Origin of the sequence: Streptosporangium sp. CA-135522, assembly GCF_050949235.1 — a bacterium.
In the GTDB taxonomy this organism is placed as follows: domain Bacteria; phylum Actinomycetota; class Actinomycetes; order Streptosporangiales; family Streptosporangiaceae; genus Streptosporangium.
The window spans coordinates 5,251,975-5,269,731 of sequence record NZ_CP192026.1; the positions used below are offsets into that span (position 1 = coordinate 5,251,975).

A 17,757-nucleotide genomic window follows, 5' to 3' on the forward strand; every position below is an offset into this window, starting at 1 on the left:
TATGACGGACGCTACCATACGGTGTATGGCAGTGAGTGCGCGCAGGGGACAGCCCCTGACATCCGAGGAGATCTACGCGACCGCGTTGCGCCTGGTCGACGCCGGCGGCGTGGACGGGTTGTCCATGCGCAAGCTGGCGGCCGAGCTCGACGTCAACCCGATGTCGCTCTACCACCACGTGGAGAACAAGAAAACGCTGGTGCACGGGATCTGCGGTCTCGTCGCCTCCCGGCTGCGGCTGCCCCCCGACGACGGCGCCCCGTGGCAGGAGCAGCTGCGCGCGCTGGCCCACGCCTACCGCTCCATCGCGCGGTCACACCCGTCGCTCTGGTCCTACGTCAACAGCAATCCGAACCTGACCGGCGAAGGCGTCCTGTGGGCGGTGTTCGACCGGATCCTCCTCTCCGCCGCGATCCCCGCCGAGAAACTGGACGCCACCCGTAAGGTGCTGTACACCTTCGTCTCCGGGTTGCTCTCCGCCGAGACCAGCGGACTGCTCGCCGAACTCGGAGGTACGGCGGACGCCGACCGGACCTTCGAGACCGCCATCGATCTGATCGTGGCCGGTCTGGAGTCGGGGCCGGGGAGACATCGGGGCCGGGCCGCGCGCTGACTCACTGCTCGGCCGCGCCCTCAGCGGCCCCGGCGTGTACCGGTGTCCGCGTCGAGCCTGCTTCGTGTCACAGTCGAGGTGTGGGAAAGCGCGCCGCTACAGCGTTCGCACATGCCTGGTCAGACGCGGGCGGCCGACGGCTTTTGGTCGGTTTCTACAACTGGAGCCGCGTAGCGTGCGTTGTCTGCGACATGCCGTTGCCGGCCGATAGACGGAAGGGTGGCATTGTCGGAGGCCGCCGTGTCGCGGCGCGCATCATTGATCTACAGGAGGGCTTGGTCGGGTGTTCAGTCGTGTCGCCATCGTCAACCGTGGTGAGGCCGCTATGCGGCTCATCCACGCCGTACGGGACATCGCCGCGGAGACCGGGACACGGATCGAGACCGTCGCCCTGCACACCGACGTCGACCGCACGGCCGCTTTCGTCCGCGAAGCGGACATGTCCTACGATCTCGGTCCCGCGTCCGCGCGCCCGTACCTCGACCTGAAGGCGCTGGAGCGCGCGCTGGTGGAGACCGGGGCCGACGCCGCGTGGGTCGGCTGGGGCTTCGTCGCGGAGGACCCGGCGTTCGCGGAGCTGTGCGAGAAGGTCGGAGTCACCTTCGTCGGACCGAGCGCGGAGGCCATGCGCAAGCTCGGCGACAAGATCGGCTCGAAGCTGATCGCCGAGGAGGTCGGCGTGCCGGTCGCGCCGTGGAGCCGCGGTGCGGTCGAGACCCTGGACGCCGCCCTGGCGGCGGCGGCCGAGATCGGCTACCCGCTGATGCTGAAGGCGACCGCGGGCGGCGGCGGACGCGGCATCCGCGTGATCACGAACGCGGCCGAGCTCGCCGACGCCTACGAGCGCACCAGCCAGGAGGCCGCGCGGGCGTTCGGCAGCGGCATCGTGTTCCTGGAGCGCCTGGTCACCGGTGCCCGGCACGTCGAGGTCCAGGTGATCGCTGACGGTGAGGGAACCGCGTGGGCGCTCGGCGTCCGCGACTGCTCGGTGCAGCGGCGCAACCAGAAGGTCATCGAGGAGTCGGCGTCGCCGGTGCTCAGCCCTGTGCAGACGGCCGAGCTCAAGGAGTCGGCCGAACGGCTGGCCGTCGCGGTCGGTTACCGCGGCGCGGCGACCGTCGAGTTCCTCTACCACCCCGGCGACAAGCTGTTCGCGTTCCTTGAGGTCAACACCCGCTTGCAGGTCGAGCACCCGATCACCGAGGTCACCACCGGGTTCGACCTGGTCAAGGCGCAGCTGCGGGTGGCATCCGGCGGCAGGCTCGAAGGCGAGCCGCCGGTGGAGCGCGGGCACGCCATCGAGGCTCGGTTGAACGCCGAAGACCCCGACCGCGACTTCGCGCCCTCTCCGGGCCGCATCGCGCGGCTGGACCTGCCCGCCGGGCCGGGCATCCGCGTGGACACCGGCGTCAGTGAGGGCGACACCATCCCCGCCGACTTCGACTCGATGATCGCGAAGATCATCGCCTACGGCCGCGACCGGGACGAGGCGCTCGGCAGGCTGCGCCGGGCGATGGCGCAGACCACGGTGATCATCGAGGGCGGCGCGACGAACAAGAGCTTCGTGCTCGACCTCCTCGACCAGCCCGAGGTGATCGACGCCAGCGCGGACACCGGCTGGATCGACCGCGTCCGCGGCGAGGGCAGGCTCGTCTCGCACCGGCACTCCGCCGTCGCGCTGGCGGCCGCCGCCATCGAGGCGTACGAGGAGGAGGAACGCGTCGAGCGGCAGCGGCTGCTGTCGACGGCGTTCGGCGGACGCCCGCAGGTGCAGCACGAGAGCGGCCGACCGCTGGACCTCAAGCTGCGCGGCGTCGGCTACCGCGTGCGCGTCGCGCGGGTCGGCGCGCATCGGTTCCGCATCGGCGTCGAAGCGGGCGACGATGTCCGCACCGCCGACGTCGAGCTCGACCGCTTCGACCGGCACACCGGGCAGATCGTCGTCAACGGCACCCGATACCGCCTGCTCGCCGACACGCACGGGCCGATCCACTTGGTCGAGGTGGACGGCGTGACGCACCGGGTCAGCCGCGACGAGGGCGGCGTCGTCCGCTCGCCCGCGCCCGCGCTGGTCGTCGCCACGCCGCTGGAGGTCGGCGCCGAGGTCGAGGCGGGCGCGCCGGTGCTGGTGCTGGAGAGCATGAAGATGGAGACGGTGCTGCGGGCGCCGTTCAGGGCGCGGCTGAAGGAATGCGTCGTGTCCGTGGGCAGCCAGGTGGAGACCGGTGCACCGCTGATGCGGCTGGAGCCGCTCGCTGACGACGACGCCGAAGCCAAGGACATCTCGGCCGCCGAGTTCGTCGAGCTGGACCTGCCCGCCGTACCCGGAGAGATCCCGATGCGGGAGCGCGCCACACGCGGCCAGGAGGACCTGCGCAGCCTGCTGCTGGGCTTCGACGTCGACCCGCACGACGAACGCCGGGTGCTCGATGACTACCTCGCCGCGCGCCTGGCGGTCACCGAGGACGGCCACCGGCCGCTGGCCGAGGAACTCCAACTCGTCGACGTGTTCGCCGACCTCGCCGAGCTGAGCCGCAACCGGCCGGCGGGTGAGGACGACGGCGGTGACGGCCACGTGTACAGCGCTCGCGAGTACTTCCACACCTACCTGCAGAGCCTCGACGTCGAGCGGGCCGGGCTGCCGGAGGCGTTCCAGGCCAAGCTCGCCAAGGCGCTCGGGCACTACGGGGTCACCGAGCTGGAGCGTTCCCCGGAGCTCGAAGCCGCGGTGTTCCGGATCTTCCTCGCCCAGCAACGAGCGTCCGCCGACGCCGCGGTCGTCACGGCATTGCTGCGCGCGTGGCTGCGAGAGCCGCCGCCGGACGAGGCGCTGCGCGAGCCCGCCGGTCTTGCACTGGAGCGGCTGGTGGCCGCGACGCAGGTCCGCTTCCCCGTGATCTCCGACCTCGCGCGCGGCGTGGTGTTCGCCTGGTTCGGCCAGCCGCTGCTGCGGCGCAACCGCGCCCGTGTCTACGCCGACGTCCGCAGGCATCTGCGCCATCTGGACGCCCACCCGGACGCGCCGGACCGTGCCGAGCGCATCGCCGAGATGGTGCGCAGCACCGAGCCGCTGGTACGGCTGCTCGGCCAGCGGCTTGTCCGCGGTGACCTGGACAACGCGATCATGCTGGAAGTGCTGACCCGGCGGTACTACGGCAACAAGGGTCTCACCGGCGTCCGCATCAGCGAGGTCGTGGGCTGCACGTTCGTGGTCGCCGAGCGGGCGGGCTCGTGTGTGGTCTCCTGCGCGGTGAGCTTCGAAGCGCTGGGCAGCGCGCTGCGCGGGCTCGCGGGGCCGGCCGGCGGCGAGGACGCCATCGACGCCGACATCTATCTCGCCTGGGAGAAGCAGCCGGAGGGCTCCGACGCGATGGCGGTCGCGCTGCACGAGGTCGTCAGCGCGCACCCGCTGCCGAAACAGGTCCGCAGACTCACCGTCACCGTCGCGGGCAGCGGCGGCGCGGTGATGCACCACCACTTCACGTTCCGCCCGTCGACCACCGGGATGGCCGAGGAGCGGCTGATCCGCGGTCTGCACCCCTACATCGCGCAGCGGATGCAGCTGGAGCGGCTGAGCAAGTTCGATCTCACCCGGCTGCCGTCGTCGGACGAGGAGGTCTACCTCTTTCAGTGCGTGGCGCGGGAGAACCCGTCGGACGACCGCCTCGTCGCGTTCGCACAGGTGCGCGACCTGACCGAGCTGCGCGAGCACGACGGCAGGCTGGTCGCGCTGCCGACGGCCGAGGACACCATCGCCTCCTGCCTCGACTCGATCCGCCGCGCGCAGTCGCGGCGGCCGTCGAACAAACGCTTCACCACCAACCGGATCGTGGTCTACGTCTGGCCGCCGAGCGATCTCACCCGCGCTGAGCTGGAGATGATCGCCGGGCGTGTGCTGCCGACGACCGCGGGCGCCGGGCTGGAGGAGATCCTGTTCATCGCGCGGCAGCGCGACCGGAAGACCGGCGAGCTGGCCAAGATCGCCGTGCGCATCTCCTTCGACGCCACCGGCGGCACCGAGCTGTCCGTCGGCGAGCCGTCGGAGGAGCCGGTCGAGCCGCTCGACGACTACCGGCAGAAGGTGCTGCGCGCGAGCAGCCGCAACACGGTGTACCCGTACGAGCTGACCGGTCTGCTCGGCGACTTCGTCGAGCACGACCTCGACGACGACCACGCGCTGGTACCGGTCGACCGGCCGAAGGGGCGCAACACCGCGGCGATCGTCGCGGGCGTGGTCACCACGCGGACCCCGCGGCATCCGCAGGGCGTCATCAGGGTCGTACTGCTCGGCGACCCGACGAAGTCGCTCGGCGCGCTGTCGGAGCCGGAGTGCCGCCGCGTGATCGCCGCGCTGGACCTGGCCGAGCGGATGCGGGTACCGCTGGAGTGGTACGCGCTGTCCGCCGGCGCCCGGATCTCCATGGAGTCGGGCACGGAGAACATGGACTGGGTGGCCGCGGCGCTCAAGCGGATCGTCGAGTTCACCCAGGACGGCGGCGAGATCAACATCGTGGTCGCGGGCATCAACGTCGGCGCGCAGCCGTACTGGAACGCCGAGGCGACGATGCTCATGCACACCAAGGGCATCCTGGTGATGACGCCGGACTCGGCGATGGTGCTCACCGGCAAGCAGTCGCTCGACTTCTCCGGTGGCGTGTCGGCCGAGGACAACTTCGGTATCGGCGGCTATGACCGGGTGATGGGCCCGAACGGGCAGGCGCAGTACTGGGCGCCGAATCTGGCCGCCGCGCGGGACGTGCTGATGTCGTACTACGACCACACGTACGTCGCACCCGGCGAGGAGGCGCCGCGGCGTGCGAAGACGACCGACCCCGTCGACCGCGACATCTCCAACTTCCCGCACGCCATGGCGGGCAGCGACTTCACCACCGTGGGCGAGATCTTCTCCGCCGAGGCCAACCCGGACCGCAAGAAGCCATTCGACATCCGGACCGTGATGCGGGCGCTCTCCGACCAGGACCACCCGGTGCTGGAACGCTGGGCGGGCATGGCCGATGCGGAGACCGCAGTGGTGCAGGACGTGCATCTCGGCGGCATGCCGGTGTGCCTGCTCGGCATCGAGTCACGGGCGGTGCCGCGGCGCGGCTTCCCGCCCACCGACGGACCGGACACCTACACCGCGGGCACGCTGTTCCCACGGTCGTCGAAGAAGGCCGCGCGAGCGATCAACGCGGCCAGCGGCAACCGGCCGCTGGTGGTGCTGGCGAACCTGTCGGGCTTCGACGGCTCGCCGGAGTCGATGCGGAAGCTGCAGCTGGAGTACGGCGCCGAGATCGGCCGCGCGATCGTGAACTTCCGTGGGCCCATTGTGTTCTGCGTGATCTCGCGGTATCACGGCGGCGCGTTCGTAGTGTTCTCGAAGGCGCTGAACCCGAACATGACCGTGCTCGCGCTGGAAGGCTCGTTCGCCTCGGTGCTCGGCGGCGCCCCCGCCGCCGCGGTGGTGTTCTCCGGCGATGTCAACGCCCGCACCGCGGCCGACCCGCGTGTGCGGGACCTGGAGGCCCGCGTCGCGGCCGCCTCCGGCGCCGACCGCGCCGCGTTGACCGCAGAGCTCGACGAGCTCCGCTCGTCGGTCCGTGCGGAGAAGCTCGGCGAGGTGGCCACGGAGTTCGACCGCGTGCACAACATCCAGCGCGCGGTCAAGGTCGGCTCCGTCGACGCCGTCATCCGCGCCGCGGAACTGCGCCCACGGATCATCGAGGCCATCGAGTCCGGCCAGCGTTGAGCCCTGAGCCCAGCCCGGCGTTTACGTTGAGGGCCTCGCGGTGGCATTTCAAGCAAGTCTGCTCGTCCGCCAGTCGCGCGGCGTGCGGCGCGGAACGCGCCCGCACGGTGCGGGCGTCTGGCGGACGGCTGTAGATCCGCGACCTCGACGTCGTCAAAGCGACCCGCGCCGTGATCGACCGACACGGCGCGGGTCCCTATCCCGCCGACGAACCCGCCGGCGCTCCACGGTCGTCTGGGACGCCGCTCTTCCCGCGGGGCCGGTGAACGGCCACGTTGCGGTCCAGGCTCTCCATCGGATGACGGAGCCGATCACTCACCGCTACTTCGCCCCCGGTGACGCCGGCCTGAGTGGAGTGCTGACGACCTTGTGCAGAGTCGGTCGTGGCCTCTAGGCGCGGGAGCGCCGGAGAATGCGGACCTGCTGGGGGGCCAATGTCGCGTCCGAGGCCAGGGAAGGACCGGTCAGGGGGTCTCCCGCCAGTGCGGAGAGGTCGACGTGCCGATCGGTGCGGTTGATCAGGAACACGTAGTCATTCGTCCCGTCGGTGCGGATGGCCAGGTCGACCAGGCCCCGGCTCTCAGGGGGCAGCTCGGAGCGGACGCCACTGACGTCCAGCAGGTGGGGAAGGACGACGGCCAGGCCATCGGGGCCGAGCCGGGTGGAGACGTAGGACGCCGATCCCGTTTCCGTACGGCGCAGCGTGATGGCCGGGCGGCCCGCGTGGTCTCCGGTCTTGTAGATGGCCAAGACGTCGGTCGCGGGGTCGGTGAGGTCGATCCGATCGGTCCACAGGGTGCCGGTGACGTCGAGGTCCAGGTCGACGGTGTCGCCGTCCAGCAGGGGACCGAACTCCTGGATGCGGATGCCGAGCAGGTCGCGCAGGGCTCCCGGGTAGCCGCCGAGCCGCACGTGGTCGTTCTCGTCGACGATTCCCGAGAAGTAGGTGGTGACGAGGTGACCTCCCGAGACGACGTAGTCCTCCAGCCGCCGGGTGAGTGCATCGGGCACGACATGCAGGATCGGCGCCACGAGCAGGTCGTAGCCGGTGAAGTCATCGGCCTGGCCGATGACGTCGACGCGAATTCCCGAGGCCAGGAAAGCCGAGTACCAGTCGAGGGCTTCTTGCCGGTAGCGCAGGCGGGAGGTGGGGTGGGAGTCGAGTTCGCTGGCCCACCATGACTCCCAGTCGAACACGATCGCGGCGGCGGCGCGGAGCCGCCGAGTGCCCGCAATCGGCGACAGGGTGGCCAGGGTGGCGCCCAGGTCGGCCACCGACCGGAACACCTCGCTGTCTTCGCCCGCGTGCGGGACCATCGCCGAGTGGTACTTCTCGGCCCCGCCGGTGGACTGCCGCCACTGGAAGAAGCAGACCGCGTCCGCACCGTAGGCGACGTGGGTGAGGGAGTCGCGAACCATGCCGCCGGGCCTCTTGGCCAGATTGATCGGTTGCCAGTTGACGGCGCTGGTGGAGTGCTCCATCAGGTACCACGGCCGGCCTCCGGCCAGGGAACCGGTGAGGTTCGCCGAGAACGACAGCTCGTCCTGGGCCTGGGGGCCGGTCAGGAGGTAGTGGTCGTTGGAGACGAAGTCGACCTCGCCGGCCCAGTCGGCGTAGTTCATGCCTTTGGTCTCGCCCATGACCATGAAGTTGGTGGTGATGGGGACGTCGGGCGTCAGCTCGCGCAGGATGTCTCGCTCGGCCCGCAGATAGTCTTTGAGGGCGTCGGAGGAGAAACGCTTGAAGTCCAGTTGCTGGGTCGGGTTGGGGTGGGAGGCCGCCAGGCGCGGCGGCAGGATCTGGGCCCAGTCGCTGTAGTGCTGTGACCAGAACGTGGTCGCCCAGGCGCGGTTCAGCTCCTCCAGCGTGCCGTACCGGGATCGCAGCCATTCGCGAAAGGCGGCCGCGGCGTCGTCGGAGAAGTCGTAGATGTTGTGGCAGCCGAGCTCGTTGGAGACGTGCCAGGCGGTGAGGGCGGGGTGGCGGGCGTAGCGCTCGGCCAGAGTTCGAACCAGGCGTAGCGCGTGCTCGCGGAACACCGGCGAGGTGGGCCGCCAATGCTGCCGCGCACCGGGCCACACCGTGTGGCCGTGTTGGTCGACGGGGAGGATCTCCGGATGCTCGGCCGTCAGCCACGGCGGTGGCGAGGCCGTCGCGGTGGCCAGATCGACCGCGATGCCGTGGGCATGCAGCAGGTCCATCGCCTCGTCGAGCCAGCCGAACTCCCAGATATCCTCACTGGGCTGGATTCGCGCCCACGAGAAGATCGCCAAAGAGACGATGTTCACTCCGGCCGCCCGCATCGCGCGCATGTCCTCGTCCCAGACCTCGCGAGGCCATTGTTCGGGGTTGTAGTCGGCGCCGAACGCCAGCCGCGCTCGTGCGGGGTCCGACGGCCAGCGCAGCCACCGGTGACCGTGATCAGCTTCCACAACGATTCCTGCTCTCAACTTAGCGATGGTTACGTGAACACGCCGAGAGGCCGGCATGCGATGATCTTCGAAAGAACGTGTCAGAAGTTTCTCTCGAGGTCCGGTCTCACGATGCCGGAACCAAACGCCGCCGATGCCTGCAGGCGCGAGCCGATTTGCCGTCACAGGGGAGAACCGGCGACCGCGACATCCTGCCGCCGCCGCGAGCCGCGGACGGCGGCAGCGCATGCCGGGCCTCTACTGCTGGACGGTGAAGCCCTGCTCCTGGCCGTACTTGATGGAGGCCTCCTGCCATGCCTTCAGGCCTTCCTGCAGGGTGGAGGAGGTGTAGGCCTTGCCGACGGTGTCGTTGAAGATGCTGTTGGCGTAGACCTGGAAGGGCAGGTAGGACCAGCCGCTGACGACCTGGCCGGCCGACTCGGCGAGTACCTGGTTGACCTTCTGCCCGCCGAAGTAGGGGAACTCCTTGTTCTGGAACGCCGGATCCTGCAGGTGGGCGGTGGTGGCGGGGAAGGCGCCGTTGTCGATCCGAATCTGAGCTCCTTCATCGACGTTGGCGTACTTGATGAAGGCGTAGGCGAGGTTCTTGTTGGTGCCGCCCTCGGGGACCACCAGGGAGCTGCCGCCGTTCTCGGAGTTGGCCTTGCCGCCCGCCTCCCACTGCGGCATGGGGGCGACCCGCCACTTGCCTGCTGCTGCCTTGACCCCGGATTCGAGGTTGGCGGGCATCCACGCGCCGATGGGCAGGGTCGCGATGGTGCCGTCGCCCAAACCCTTGTACCAGGCGTCGCTCCAGCCGGCGACAGGCGACAGCAGCTTGCCGTCGATGAGCTTCTGCCAGGTCGCGGTGAACTTCTGCGTGCCCGGGTCGTCGAAGTTGATGCCGACGTCGGTGCCCTTGACGGTGTAGGGCTTGCCGCCCGCCTGCCAGATCATGCTGGTGGTGAAGCCCGCGTCGCCGGTGTCGCTGGTGATGTAGGCCTTCGGGTTGGCCTTGTGGAGCTTCTCGGCGGCGGCGAGGTAGTCCTCCCAGGTGGCCGGGACCTTGAGGTCGTACTTGTCGAAGACCTCCTTGTTGTAGAACAGGGCCATCGGACCGGAGTCCATGGGCAGCCCGTAGATGCCGTCGCCGGCGTGGACGGAGTTCCACGGGCCGGGTGTGAAGGTCGTCTTCAGCTTGTCGGCGCCGAAGGCGTTCAGGTCGGTGATCGACTTGGCGAGGGCGAACTGCGGCAGAGCGTAGTACTCCACCTGGGCGACGTCCGGGACCCCGGACCCGGCCTTGACGGCGTTCTGCAGGGCGGTGTACTGGTCGTTGCCGGTACCGGCGTTGACGAGTTTGATCTCGACCTTCGGGTACTTGGCCTGGAAGTCGGCGACGACCTGCTTGAGGGTCGGCTCCCAGGCCCAGACGGTGAGGGTGCCGCCGGTGTTCAGGGCTTTTTGGAGGTCGGCGTCGGAGACGGCCGCCGGCTTGGCGGCGCCGGGGTCGCCGGTACCGGAGGAGCCGTCGCTGCCGGAGGAGCCGCATGCGGCGGCGGTGAGCGATACGGTCAGGGCCGCGCCCAGTACGAGGGCGTGACGACGGGTTATCGTCATGGGTGTTGCCTTTCTGAGGTCCTTGGACGGGTTCCTTGGAGAGGGAGACGACGCGTCGGGCCGGGCGCCGGTCATTCCTTGACGCTTCCGGCGGCCAGGCCCGACTGCCAGTACCGCTGGAGCAGCAAGAACGCAGCGATCAGCGGGACGATGGTGAGCAGTGATCCGGTGATCACGAGGTTGAACACGGCCTCGCCGCCCGCGGTGCCGGCCTGCTGGTTCCAGGTGTTGAGTCCGATGGTGAGCGGATACCAATCGGGGTCCTTCAGCATGATCAGCGGCAGGAAGTAGTTGTTCCAGGTGACGACCACGTTGAACAGCAGGACCGTGACAATGCCGGGCGCCAGCAGCGGCAGGCTGATCCCGAAGAACGTCCGGAACTCGCCCGCGCCGTCCACGCGCGCCGACTCCAGGATCTCCTTGGGGACGGCGTCGGCGGCGAAGGTCCACATCAGATAGAGGCCGAACGGGGAGACCAGCGAGGGGATGATGATCGCCCACGGGGTATTGGTCAGGCCCAGGTTGGAGAACATCAGGAAGGTGGGGACGGCCAGCGCGGTGCCGGGCACCGCCACCGCGCCGATCACGACGGCGAAAACCGCCTTCTTGCCGGGGAAGTCGAACTTCGCCAGCCCGTAACCGCCGAGCGTCGCCAGCATGGTCGCGCCGCCCGCGCCGATGACCACATACATCAGGGTGTTCAGCAGCCAGCGGGTGAAGATTCCCTCGTTGTAGGTGAAGGTCGACCTGATGTTGTCGAGCAGAGCGAAGTCGTCGGCGAACCACAGGCCGAAGGAGTCCATCAGCCCTTCCTGGGTCTTGGTGGCATTGATCGCCAGCCACACCAGGGGAAGCAGCGTGTACACCAGCATGAGCGCGGTCAAGGAGGTCAGCGTCGCGCTGCGCCGGGTGCGCGCCGGCCGGCGTTGCTTGATCACCAAGGGGCCGCCCCGGGAGGCGCGCTCGTGTTTCGGGCCAGGCATTCGATCGGCCGTGTGTGTCGTCGTGGCCATGGTCAGACCGCCTTCCGCATGCCGCGAAGCTGGACCAGATAGGCGATGATCATCGTGATGACGCCCATGACGATGGCGACGGTCGCGGAGTAGTTGAACTGCTGTCCCGAGAAGGACAGCGAGTAGGCGTAGAGGTTCGGTGTGAAGTAGGTGGTCACCGAGTTCGGCGCCAGTGTCTTGAGGATGCTGGGCTCATTGAACAACTGGAAACTGCCGATGATCGAGAAGATCGTCGCGATCACCAGCGCTCCGCGCAGCGCGGGAATCTTGATCGCCCAGATGATCCGCAACTGGCCGGCCCCGTCGATCTCGGCGGCCTCGTACAGCGAGGGGTTCACCACCCGTAGCGCGGAGTAGAGGATCAGCATGTTGTATCCCACGAACTCCCAGGTGACGATGTTGCCGATGGAGGCGAGGATCAGATCGGGGGACAGCGGGTCGGGCAGCGAGAGGCCGAACGTCTCGTTGATGTTCCCGATGAGGCCGAACCGGGTGCCGTACATGAAGCCCCACATCAGGGTCGCGACGACCGCGGGCACCGCGTAGGGCAGGAAGACCGAGATCCGGAAGAACGCCGTCCCGTACAGTCGTCCGCTGTCGATCACGAGCGCGACCAGCAGCGCGAGGAACAACATGACCGGCACCTGAACGGCGAGGAAGAGCGCCACCCGGCCGAACGACGACCAGAACTGGGGATCCTGCAGGACCTTGGCGTAGTTGTCGGCGCCGACGAAGGCCGTACCGCCGATCAGCCGGGTCCGAAACAGGCTCAGGTAGATCGAGTAGGCGATCGGAGCCAGGAAGATGAGCGCGAACACCGCCATGAACGGCCCGACGAACTGCCAGCCGATCCATGACCGGCGTCTGGAGGCCGATGGCCTCCGCAGGCCCTGCGCACGTATATGACCTTCCGAGACCACCGGCTCGCTCCTCTCAGCCGCATGTCAGCGACCAGCTGTTTGTTTACGTAAACATTACGACCGGACGAGCGCCCTGCTCAGGCGTCAGACGGAGGCTACCCCGAAACATGGAAGAAATGTTTACGTAAACTTCTGTTGCGGTATGGTGGCACCCGTCACACCGGAGGTCAAGGGTCCCTCTCCTTGGTCGTCCGGCGGATCCCTACGGAGGACATGCGGCGAATGGGGAACGAAGCAGGCAGGAGCGACACGGCGATGGACCTGGACGACCCGGCCCGGCAGGCCCCGCTGCCGGTTGGCGGTGCACAGCGGGGTGGCTCGGGCATTCCAGGCGGACGCCGTAAACAGCGGGTGTCCATGGCGGATGTGGCCAGGCTCGCGGGCGTCTCCTCCCAGACGGTCTCCAGGGTCGCCAACGGGCATCCCGGCGTGATCGGCGCGACCCGCGAGCAGGTGCTCGCGGCTATGCGGGAGCTGGGCTACCGGCCCAACAGCGCCGCCCGCGCGCTGCGGTACGGGCAGTTCAACACGATCGGCGTGATCCTCTTCAACCTGGCCTCGACCGGCAACAGCCGCACCGTGGAGGCGATCTCCACCTACGCCGCGGCCGAAGGGTATGCGATCACCCTGATACCCATCGACGTCCCCACCCAGGACAACGTGCTGGGCGCCTTCACCCGGATGGGCGAGCTGGCCGTCGATGCCGTCATCGTCATCATGGAGATCCACCTCCTCGACACCGGCACGGTGACACTGCCCCCCGGAGTCCACGTCGTCGTCGTGGACTCCGACGCCGGAGACCGCTACAGCGTCGTCGACACCGATCAGGCCGAAGGCGCCCGCCTCGCCGTCCGCCACCTCCTCGATCTCGGCCACCAGACGGTCTGGCATGTCACCGGTCCGCAGACGTCCTTCGCCAGCCAACATCGCGCCCAGGCCTGGCGCCGCGCCTTGGAGGAAGCCGGACGACCGGTCCCTCCGCCGCTGCACGGCGACTGGTCCGCCGAGTCGGGCTACGCCGCCGGACTGGCCCTCGCCGACGAACCCGACTGCACCGCGGTGTTCGCCTCCAACGACCAGATGGCCCTTGGTCTGCTCCGGGCCTTCTCCGAGCGGGGGCGAGCGGTTCCGGCCGACATCAGTGTCGTCGGTTTCGACGACATCCCCGACGCCGCCTGCTTCATCCCACCGCTGACGACCGTCCATCAAGATTTCGACGAGGTCGGCCGCCGCTGCGTCCAAGGCACCCTCCGGCAAATCCGCGAAGGCGGCGCCTCTCGTCCCGGCACCGACCTCGTCCCCACGCGCCTGGTGGTCCGCGCCAGCACGGCACCGCCGAGCGGCCGAGCTCAAAGGAGCAGGTGACGAAGGCGCCTGTCACGTCGTCGGCCTCTTCGTCGTCGAGTTCGATCCAGCCGATTCCGCACATGTCCAGCCGCATTCGACGTCGGCCGAGAGGTTCGACGGGTCCGGGTGTCTCGTCGGGCCGGTTGCCCTTGTAGCCGACGTCGACGGCCCGGCGTTCGGTGCCCCCTCGCCGTCGAAGGCCACGGGGAACTCCTGCGGTTGGTCGAGGTTGTCGCGGACGGCAGGGCGGAGTCCTCCGGGTCGTGGCTCACGCCTCAGCCGGATGGATGGTGACGGTCACGGGGCCGAACGGGTGGGTTCTCGTAGCAGGAGCCGGAAGAAGGCGTCGCGCAGGTCGTCACGGCGGCGGCAGTCGAAGAGCTCTTCGAGGCTGACGTCGCCGACCATGGTGACCATCATCCGGGCGACCGGTTCGGGTGGGTCCCAGCCGAGGGCGGCAAGGTCCTGAACGACCAGGGCGGCGATGTGGTCGTTGCGGGCGCGCATTTCGTCGAACAGGTCGGCGTCGGTGCGGGCCTGCACCAGCATGGCCCGGGTGGCACGGGTCTCCAGGCACATGTCGAGGTGGAAGGTGATGCCCTGGATCAGCCGCTGCCGTCCGGGGGGCAGGTGGCCCACTGCGGCGATCAGTCGCTGTTCGGCCTGGTCATGATAGAGGCGGTGCAACGCGCGGAGGAAATCTCTGCGGTCGGCGAAGTGCTGGTAGAAGTTCCCTTTGGACATTCCGGCCGCCTCGACCACGGCGTTGACCGACATCCCGGTCAACCCGCGTTCCTGGGCGACGTGGAGTCCCGCGCGCAGCAGTGCTTCACGTCCGGGGCCTGCGGGCCGCGCCTTGGAAAGGGCAGGGCTTGATCACCAGGACCGCCGGGAAACTGCTGCTGCGGGTCAACAGCGCCGCCACCGGCCAGTTCGACCATCTGGCAGCCTGCACCGCCACGGTGGTGCAAAGCGCCAACCGCAGCGTCGTGGTCACCGCCGGGCACTGCTTTCGGGAGCAACTGGCCAGCAACTTGGGCGGGCCGAACCAAGTCGCGGTCAACGCCGTGTTCATCCCCGGCTTCGACGGCACACGCCTGACCCGCATCCCCGCCGACCTCACCGATGCACGAGCCGTCAACGACTACGTCCAGAACACGCCGCCGCCCGGCCCGGACATCGCCCCCTACGGCGTGTGGGGCGTCACCCGGGTGTGGCTCACGAACACCTGGTCATGGAACAAGAACAACTTCAGCGGCAACGACATGGCCGCGTTCCTGGTCGACAACCCCGATGCCACCGCCCCGATCCAGGATGTCACCGGCGGGCCGGCAATCGCGTTCGAGCGCCCACGCGGCCAGTTCGTGACCGCGTTCGGCTACCCCACCTTCAACCGGGTCGTATCCTCCGGGTCGGCGCAGTGGTACGCCCCGCAGTACGACAGCGACAACCTGCCGCTGCCCGGCAAGCCCGGAGCCAACGGCGTCCCCGCCGGCCAGGTGCGCACCTACGACGGCCGGACCCTGTTCGCCTCCCGCGGCGCCACCACCTCCGACACCGGCGGCAACTTCGACGACATCATGCCCATGGCCCAGGCCCAGGGCTCCAGCGGCGGACCCTGGTTCGACGCCTTCGACCCGGCCACCGGCACAGGCGCCCTCATCGGCGTCATGTCCCACTTCGTTTCTCACAGCTCCGGTGGCTTCGGCTTCGACCAGATCTGGAACCCCGCCCGGCCCTATATGGCCGGTACCCACTTCGCCGACCAAGAACGAGCGGTCTACCAGACCGCTGCCGCCGCCACCCCGCGCGCATAGTCTCCCGTTCCTCACGGCCGCGCGGAGCGGCTACGCCCGGTCCGAAGACGGCATCGCGTTGATCGGTGGCCGAGCTGGGCGCCCCGAGGCCACCGGCGAAGACCCAGTAGCCCTCGGCCACAAGCCGGTCGTTGAACACGTCGATCGCGGCCTGCTCCTCCGGGGTGGCCAAGTCAGCCTTGTCAAAGATCACGGAAACCAAGTACTGCATCTCGGATCATCTCCTGTGCTTTTTTGGGGTACCCCTCGTGGGCGGCCTCTCACCCCTACTACGAACACCTCCGCCTTAATCCGACACCGCCTCCCGGACTTCTTTCGAGGAACCCAGCGATGGCCTGGGCGCGATCGGTGGTGAACCTGATCTGCTGCTTTACAGCAGCGATAGCACCCGCGAGCTGCGCGAAGAGCGCCCACATGATCACCTACTTCACCGGCCGCGCCCGAGGGCGCGTGGGCCGTGGCCGCGCCCGGCCCACACGCCCTCGAAGTGGTGGACGACTCAGGTGTTCAGTGACGCGGTGATCGCCATCGTGGTGTAGGCCATGGTGAAGCCGCCTCCGATCGCGTCGATGGCGGCCCCGACGCCCTCCAGCACCTCGGCCAGCTCGTCCGGTGGGAGTTGGGTGAGCGCACCGGTGGTGGGCAGCAGGTCGAGCCAATCGTCGCGGCTGTAGTACTGCTCCCAGTCGAATCGCCACTGTTCCGGCTCGCCGAACCCGGTCGCCTTCCGGATGCCGTCGGTGAACGTCGCGAACATCGCCTGGTAGATGTCCTGGGCCGGCCTCGGCGGTCCGGCGCTGAGCGGCGAGTCGGGCGCCACCTTCCGGAAGACGGTGGCGAACGCCTCCGCGACGAAGGGCGGCGGGTCGTACACGTGCGCGAACACCGCCAGCAGGCCGCCGGGACGCAGCACCTGTGCCGCCTTGGCCGCACCCGCGACGGGGTCCACCCAATGCCAGGACTGCCCGGCGACGACCGCGTCGAAGGTACGACCGGCGGCGTCCCAGTCCTCGAACGTCACCACCTCGACCTCGACCCCGGTACGACGGGCGAACTCGGCCATCCGGACGTCCGGCTCGACACCCAGCACGTTGCACCCGGCCGCCAGGAACTGACGGGCTTCTATGCCGGTGCCGCAACCGACGTCGACGATGTCGGGGCCGGGGCTGGCGGCGATGATCTGCTGCACCAGGGCGTCGGGATAGTCGGGCCGGGCCCGGTCGTAGCGTTCGGCGTGGGCCCCGAACGACTCCGCCATCTGCCTGGCCTTATGGGGCTCATTCCGCGGAGACTCTGGTTGCTCCTGCGATATAGTGGGCATGCGCCCACCATAGTGGGCATGCGCCCACTCTGCAATCGAGCAGCGGTTCGCGGTGAGCGAAGGGCGGGCGAAGGCGTGTGAAGAAGGAGGAACGGGCGATGCCGACTGGAGTGGCTCTCCGGGATGTGCGGCAGCAGTTGTTCGACGCCGCCGCGCGCGTCCTGCTCCGGGACGGGGCGAACGGCCTGACCAGCCGGGCGGTCACGGCGGAGGCGGGCGTCGCCAAGGGTGTCCTGCATCGGCACTTCGAGGACTTCGACGCCTTCCTCGCCGAGCTCGTGCAGGACCGCATCGTCCGGCTCGAGGGCCAGACCGCCGCCCTTCGCGGCTCCGCCGGGACCGGCGACGTCGCCGGCAAGCTGGCCGGGGCGCTGATCGACCTGTTCGACTCGGTGGCCGTGGCGATAGTCGGTCTCGTCATCTTCCGGGACGAGTTGCGTGCCCGGCTGCGTCAGGCCCGGCCGGCTCCCGGTATCCCGGTCCTGACGGATGCCGCGGTCATGATCGCCGCTTACCTGAACGAGGAGTGCGAGCTGGGCCGCATTGCGGCGGATGCCGACGTGGATGCGCTGGCGCTCTCCCTGATCGGGGCCGGGCACATGCTGTTCGCCGGCCAGGAGGGGGTCGCGCCGGAGTCTGAGGAAGTCAGCAAGGTCGTGAACGCCGTCATCGCCGATGTCGTGCAAAGACGACTGCTATGAGTTGATGGTGCCGCTGACATCAGTCACGCGGGGATGAGCACCAGCCATCTGGGGAAGACCCGTCCCCACCTCTGGACGAGGGCGAGCGGGCCTGCCGCGGCGACGATGGAGAACACATGTGCGGCACTGCAACCAGCCGCCTCGCCCCGACTTCGGCCATAGGCAACGGGCACGGCCTTTAGGCCGTGCCTTGCGGATCATGGGATCCCGGACGCGATCCACGGAATAGGGGTGCCGTTAAGAA

The 17,757-nt window shown here is 68.9% G+C and carries 11 protein-coding genes; 5 read left to right on the forward strand and 6 right to left on the reverse strand.

Features of this window, described 5'->3' with window-relative positions:
• Positions 1-25 precede the first annotated feature (25 nt).
• Together ACQPYK_RS24750 and ACQPYK_RS24755 are read left to right on the forward strand one after the other, a co-directional pair.
• A complete protein-coding gene (locus ACQPYK_RS24750) occupies positions 26-613 on the forward strand; it encodes a TetR/AcrR family transcriptional regulator (protein ID WP_433235114.1) in 588 nt (195 codons plus the stop codon).
• A 283-nt stretch (positions 614-896) separates the two neighbouring features.
• Positions 897-6,362: a carboxyl transferase domain-containing protein gene (locus ACQPYK_RS24755; RefSeq protein WP_433235117.1), complete on the forward strand. Its 5,466-nt coding sequence runs from the start codon at positions 897-899 to the stop codon at positions 6,360-6,362.
• Positions 6,363-6,752: 390 nt separating this feature from the next.
• Here ACQPYK_RS24755 and ACQPYK_RS24760 read toward each other — a convergent pair whose 3' ends face one another.
• The 4 genes from ACQPYK_RS24760 to ACQPYK_RS24775 form a co-directional block, all read right to left on the reverse strand.
• Positions 6,753-8,795, reverse strand: a complete 2,043-nt coding sequence (locus ACQPYK_RS24760; RefSeq protein WP_433235120.1) for a beta-galactosidase — start codon at positions 8,793-8,795, stop codon at positions 6,753-6,755.
• Between the two features lie 237 nt (positions 8,796-9,032).
• Positions 9,033-10,394 (reverse strand): ABC transporter substrate-binding protein, encoded by a 1,362-nt coding sequence (locus ACQPYK_RS24765; RefSeq protein ID WP_433235123.1) that lies wholly within the window; start codon positions 10,392-10,394, stop codon positions 9,033-9,035.
• 71 nt (positions 10,395-10,465) lie between these two features.
• Positions 10,466-11,377 (reverse strand): carbohydrate ABC transporter permease, encoded by a 912-nt coding sequence (locus tag ACQPYK_RS24770; RefSeq protein ID WP_433235126.1) that lies wholly within the window; start codon positions 11,375-11,377, stop codon positions 10,466-10,468.
• 32 nt (positions 11,378-11,409) lie between these two features.
• Complete coding sequence (locus ACQPYK_RS24775; RefSeq protein ID WP_433235129.1) at positions 11,410-12,327, reverse strand: carbohydrate ABC transporter permease; 918 nt, start codon at positions 12,325-12,327, stop codon at positions 11,410-11,412.
• A gap of 222 nt (positions 12,328-12,549) precedes the next feature.
• Between ACQPYK_RS24775 and ACQPYK_RS24780 the strand changes: the two genes are divergently transcribed.
• Positions 12,550-13,692 (forward strand): LacI family DNA-binding transcriptional regulator, encoded by a 1,143-nt coding sequence (locus ACQPYK_RS24780; RefSeq protein WP_433235132.1) that lies wholly within the window; start codon positions 12,550-12,552, stop codon positions 13,690-13,692.
• A gap of 279 nt (positions 13,693-13,971) precedes the next feature.
• Here ACQPYK_RS24780 and ACQPYK_RS24785 read toward each other — a convergent pair whose 3' ends face one another.
• A complete protein-coding gene (locus ACQPYK_RS24785; protein ID WP_433258906.1) occupies positions 13,972-14,499 on the reverse strand; it encodes a TetR/AcrR family transcriptional regulator in 528 nt (175 codons plus the stop codon).
• A gap of 47 nt (positions 14,500-14,546) precedes the next feature.
• Here ACQPYK_RS24785 and ACQPYK_RS24790 point away from each other — a divergent pair, with 47 nt between their 5' ends.
• Positions 14,547-15,491: a trypsin-like serine peptidase gene (locus ACQPYK_RS24790; protein WP_433235135.1), complete on the forward strand. Its 945-nt coding sequence runs from the start codon at positions 14,547-14,549 to the stop codon at positions 15,489-15,491.
• Between the two features lie 499 nt (positions 15,492-15,990).
• Here ACQPYK_RS24790 and ACQPYK_RS24795 read toward each other — a convergent pair whose 3' ends face one another.
• Positions 15,991-16,749, reverse strand: coding sequence for a class I SAM-dependent methyltransferase (locus ACQPYK_RS24795; protein ID WP_433235138.1), 759 nt, complete (start codon positions 16,747-16,749; stop codon positions 15,991-15,993).
• Positions 16,750-16,910: 161 nt separating this feature from the next.
• On the opposite strand from ACQPYK_RS24795, the gene ACQPYK_RS24800 reads away from it, so the two are divergent.
• Positions 16,911-17,513: a TetR/AcrR family transcriptional regulator gene (locus tag ACQPYK_RS24800; protein ID WP_433235141.1), complete on the forward strand. Its 603-nt coding sequence runs from the start codon at positions 16,911-16,913 to the stop codon at positions 17,511-17,513.
• The last annotated feature ends 244 nt before the right edge of the window (positions 17,514-17,757 follow it).

What these genes read in the sequence shown, in the direction of transcription:
- ACQPYK_RS24765 (WP_433235123.1), bottom strand. Translation starts at nt 10,394, where the DNA reads ATGACGATAACCCGTCGTCACGCCCTCGTACTGGGCGCGGCCCTGACC.
- ACQPYK_RS24770 (WP_433235126.1), bottom strand. Translation starts at nt 11,377, where the DNA reads ATGCCTGGCCCGAAACACGAGCGCGCCTCCCGGGGCGGCCCCTTGGTG.
- ACQPYK_RS24780 (WP_433235132.1), top strand. Translation starts at nt 12,550, where the DNA reads ATGGGGAACGAAGCAGGCAGGAGCGACACGGCGATGGACCTGGACGAC.
- ACQPYK_RS24795 (WP_433235138.1), bottom strand. Translation starts at nt 16,749, where the DNA reads ATGGCGGAGTCGTTCGGGGCCCACGCCGAACGCTACGACCGGGCCCGG.
- ACQPYK_RS24800 (WP_433235141.1), top strand. Translation starts at nt 16,911, where the DNA reads ATGCCGACTGGAGTGGCTCTCCGGGATGTGCGGCAGCAGTTGTTCGAC.
- ACQPYK_RS24750 (WP_433235114.1), top strand. Translation starts at nt 26, where the DNA reads ATGGCAGTGAGTGCGCGCAGGGGACAGCCCCTGACATCCGAGGAGATC.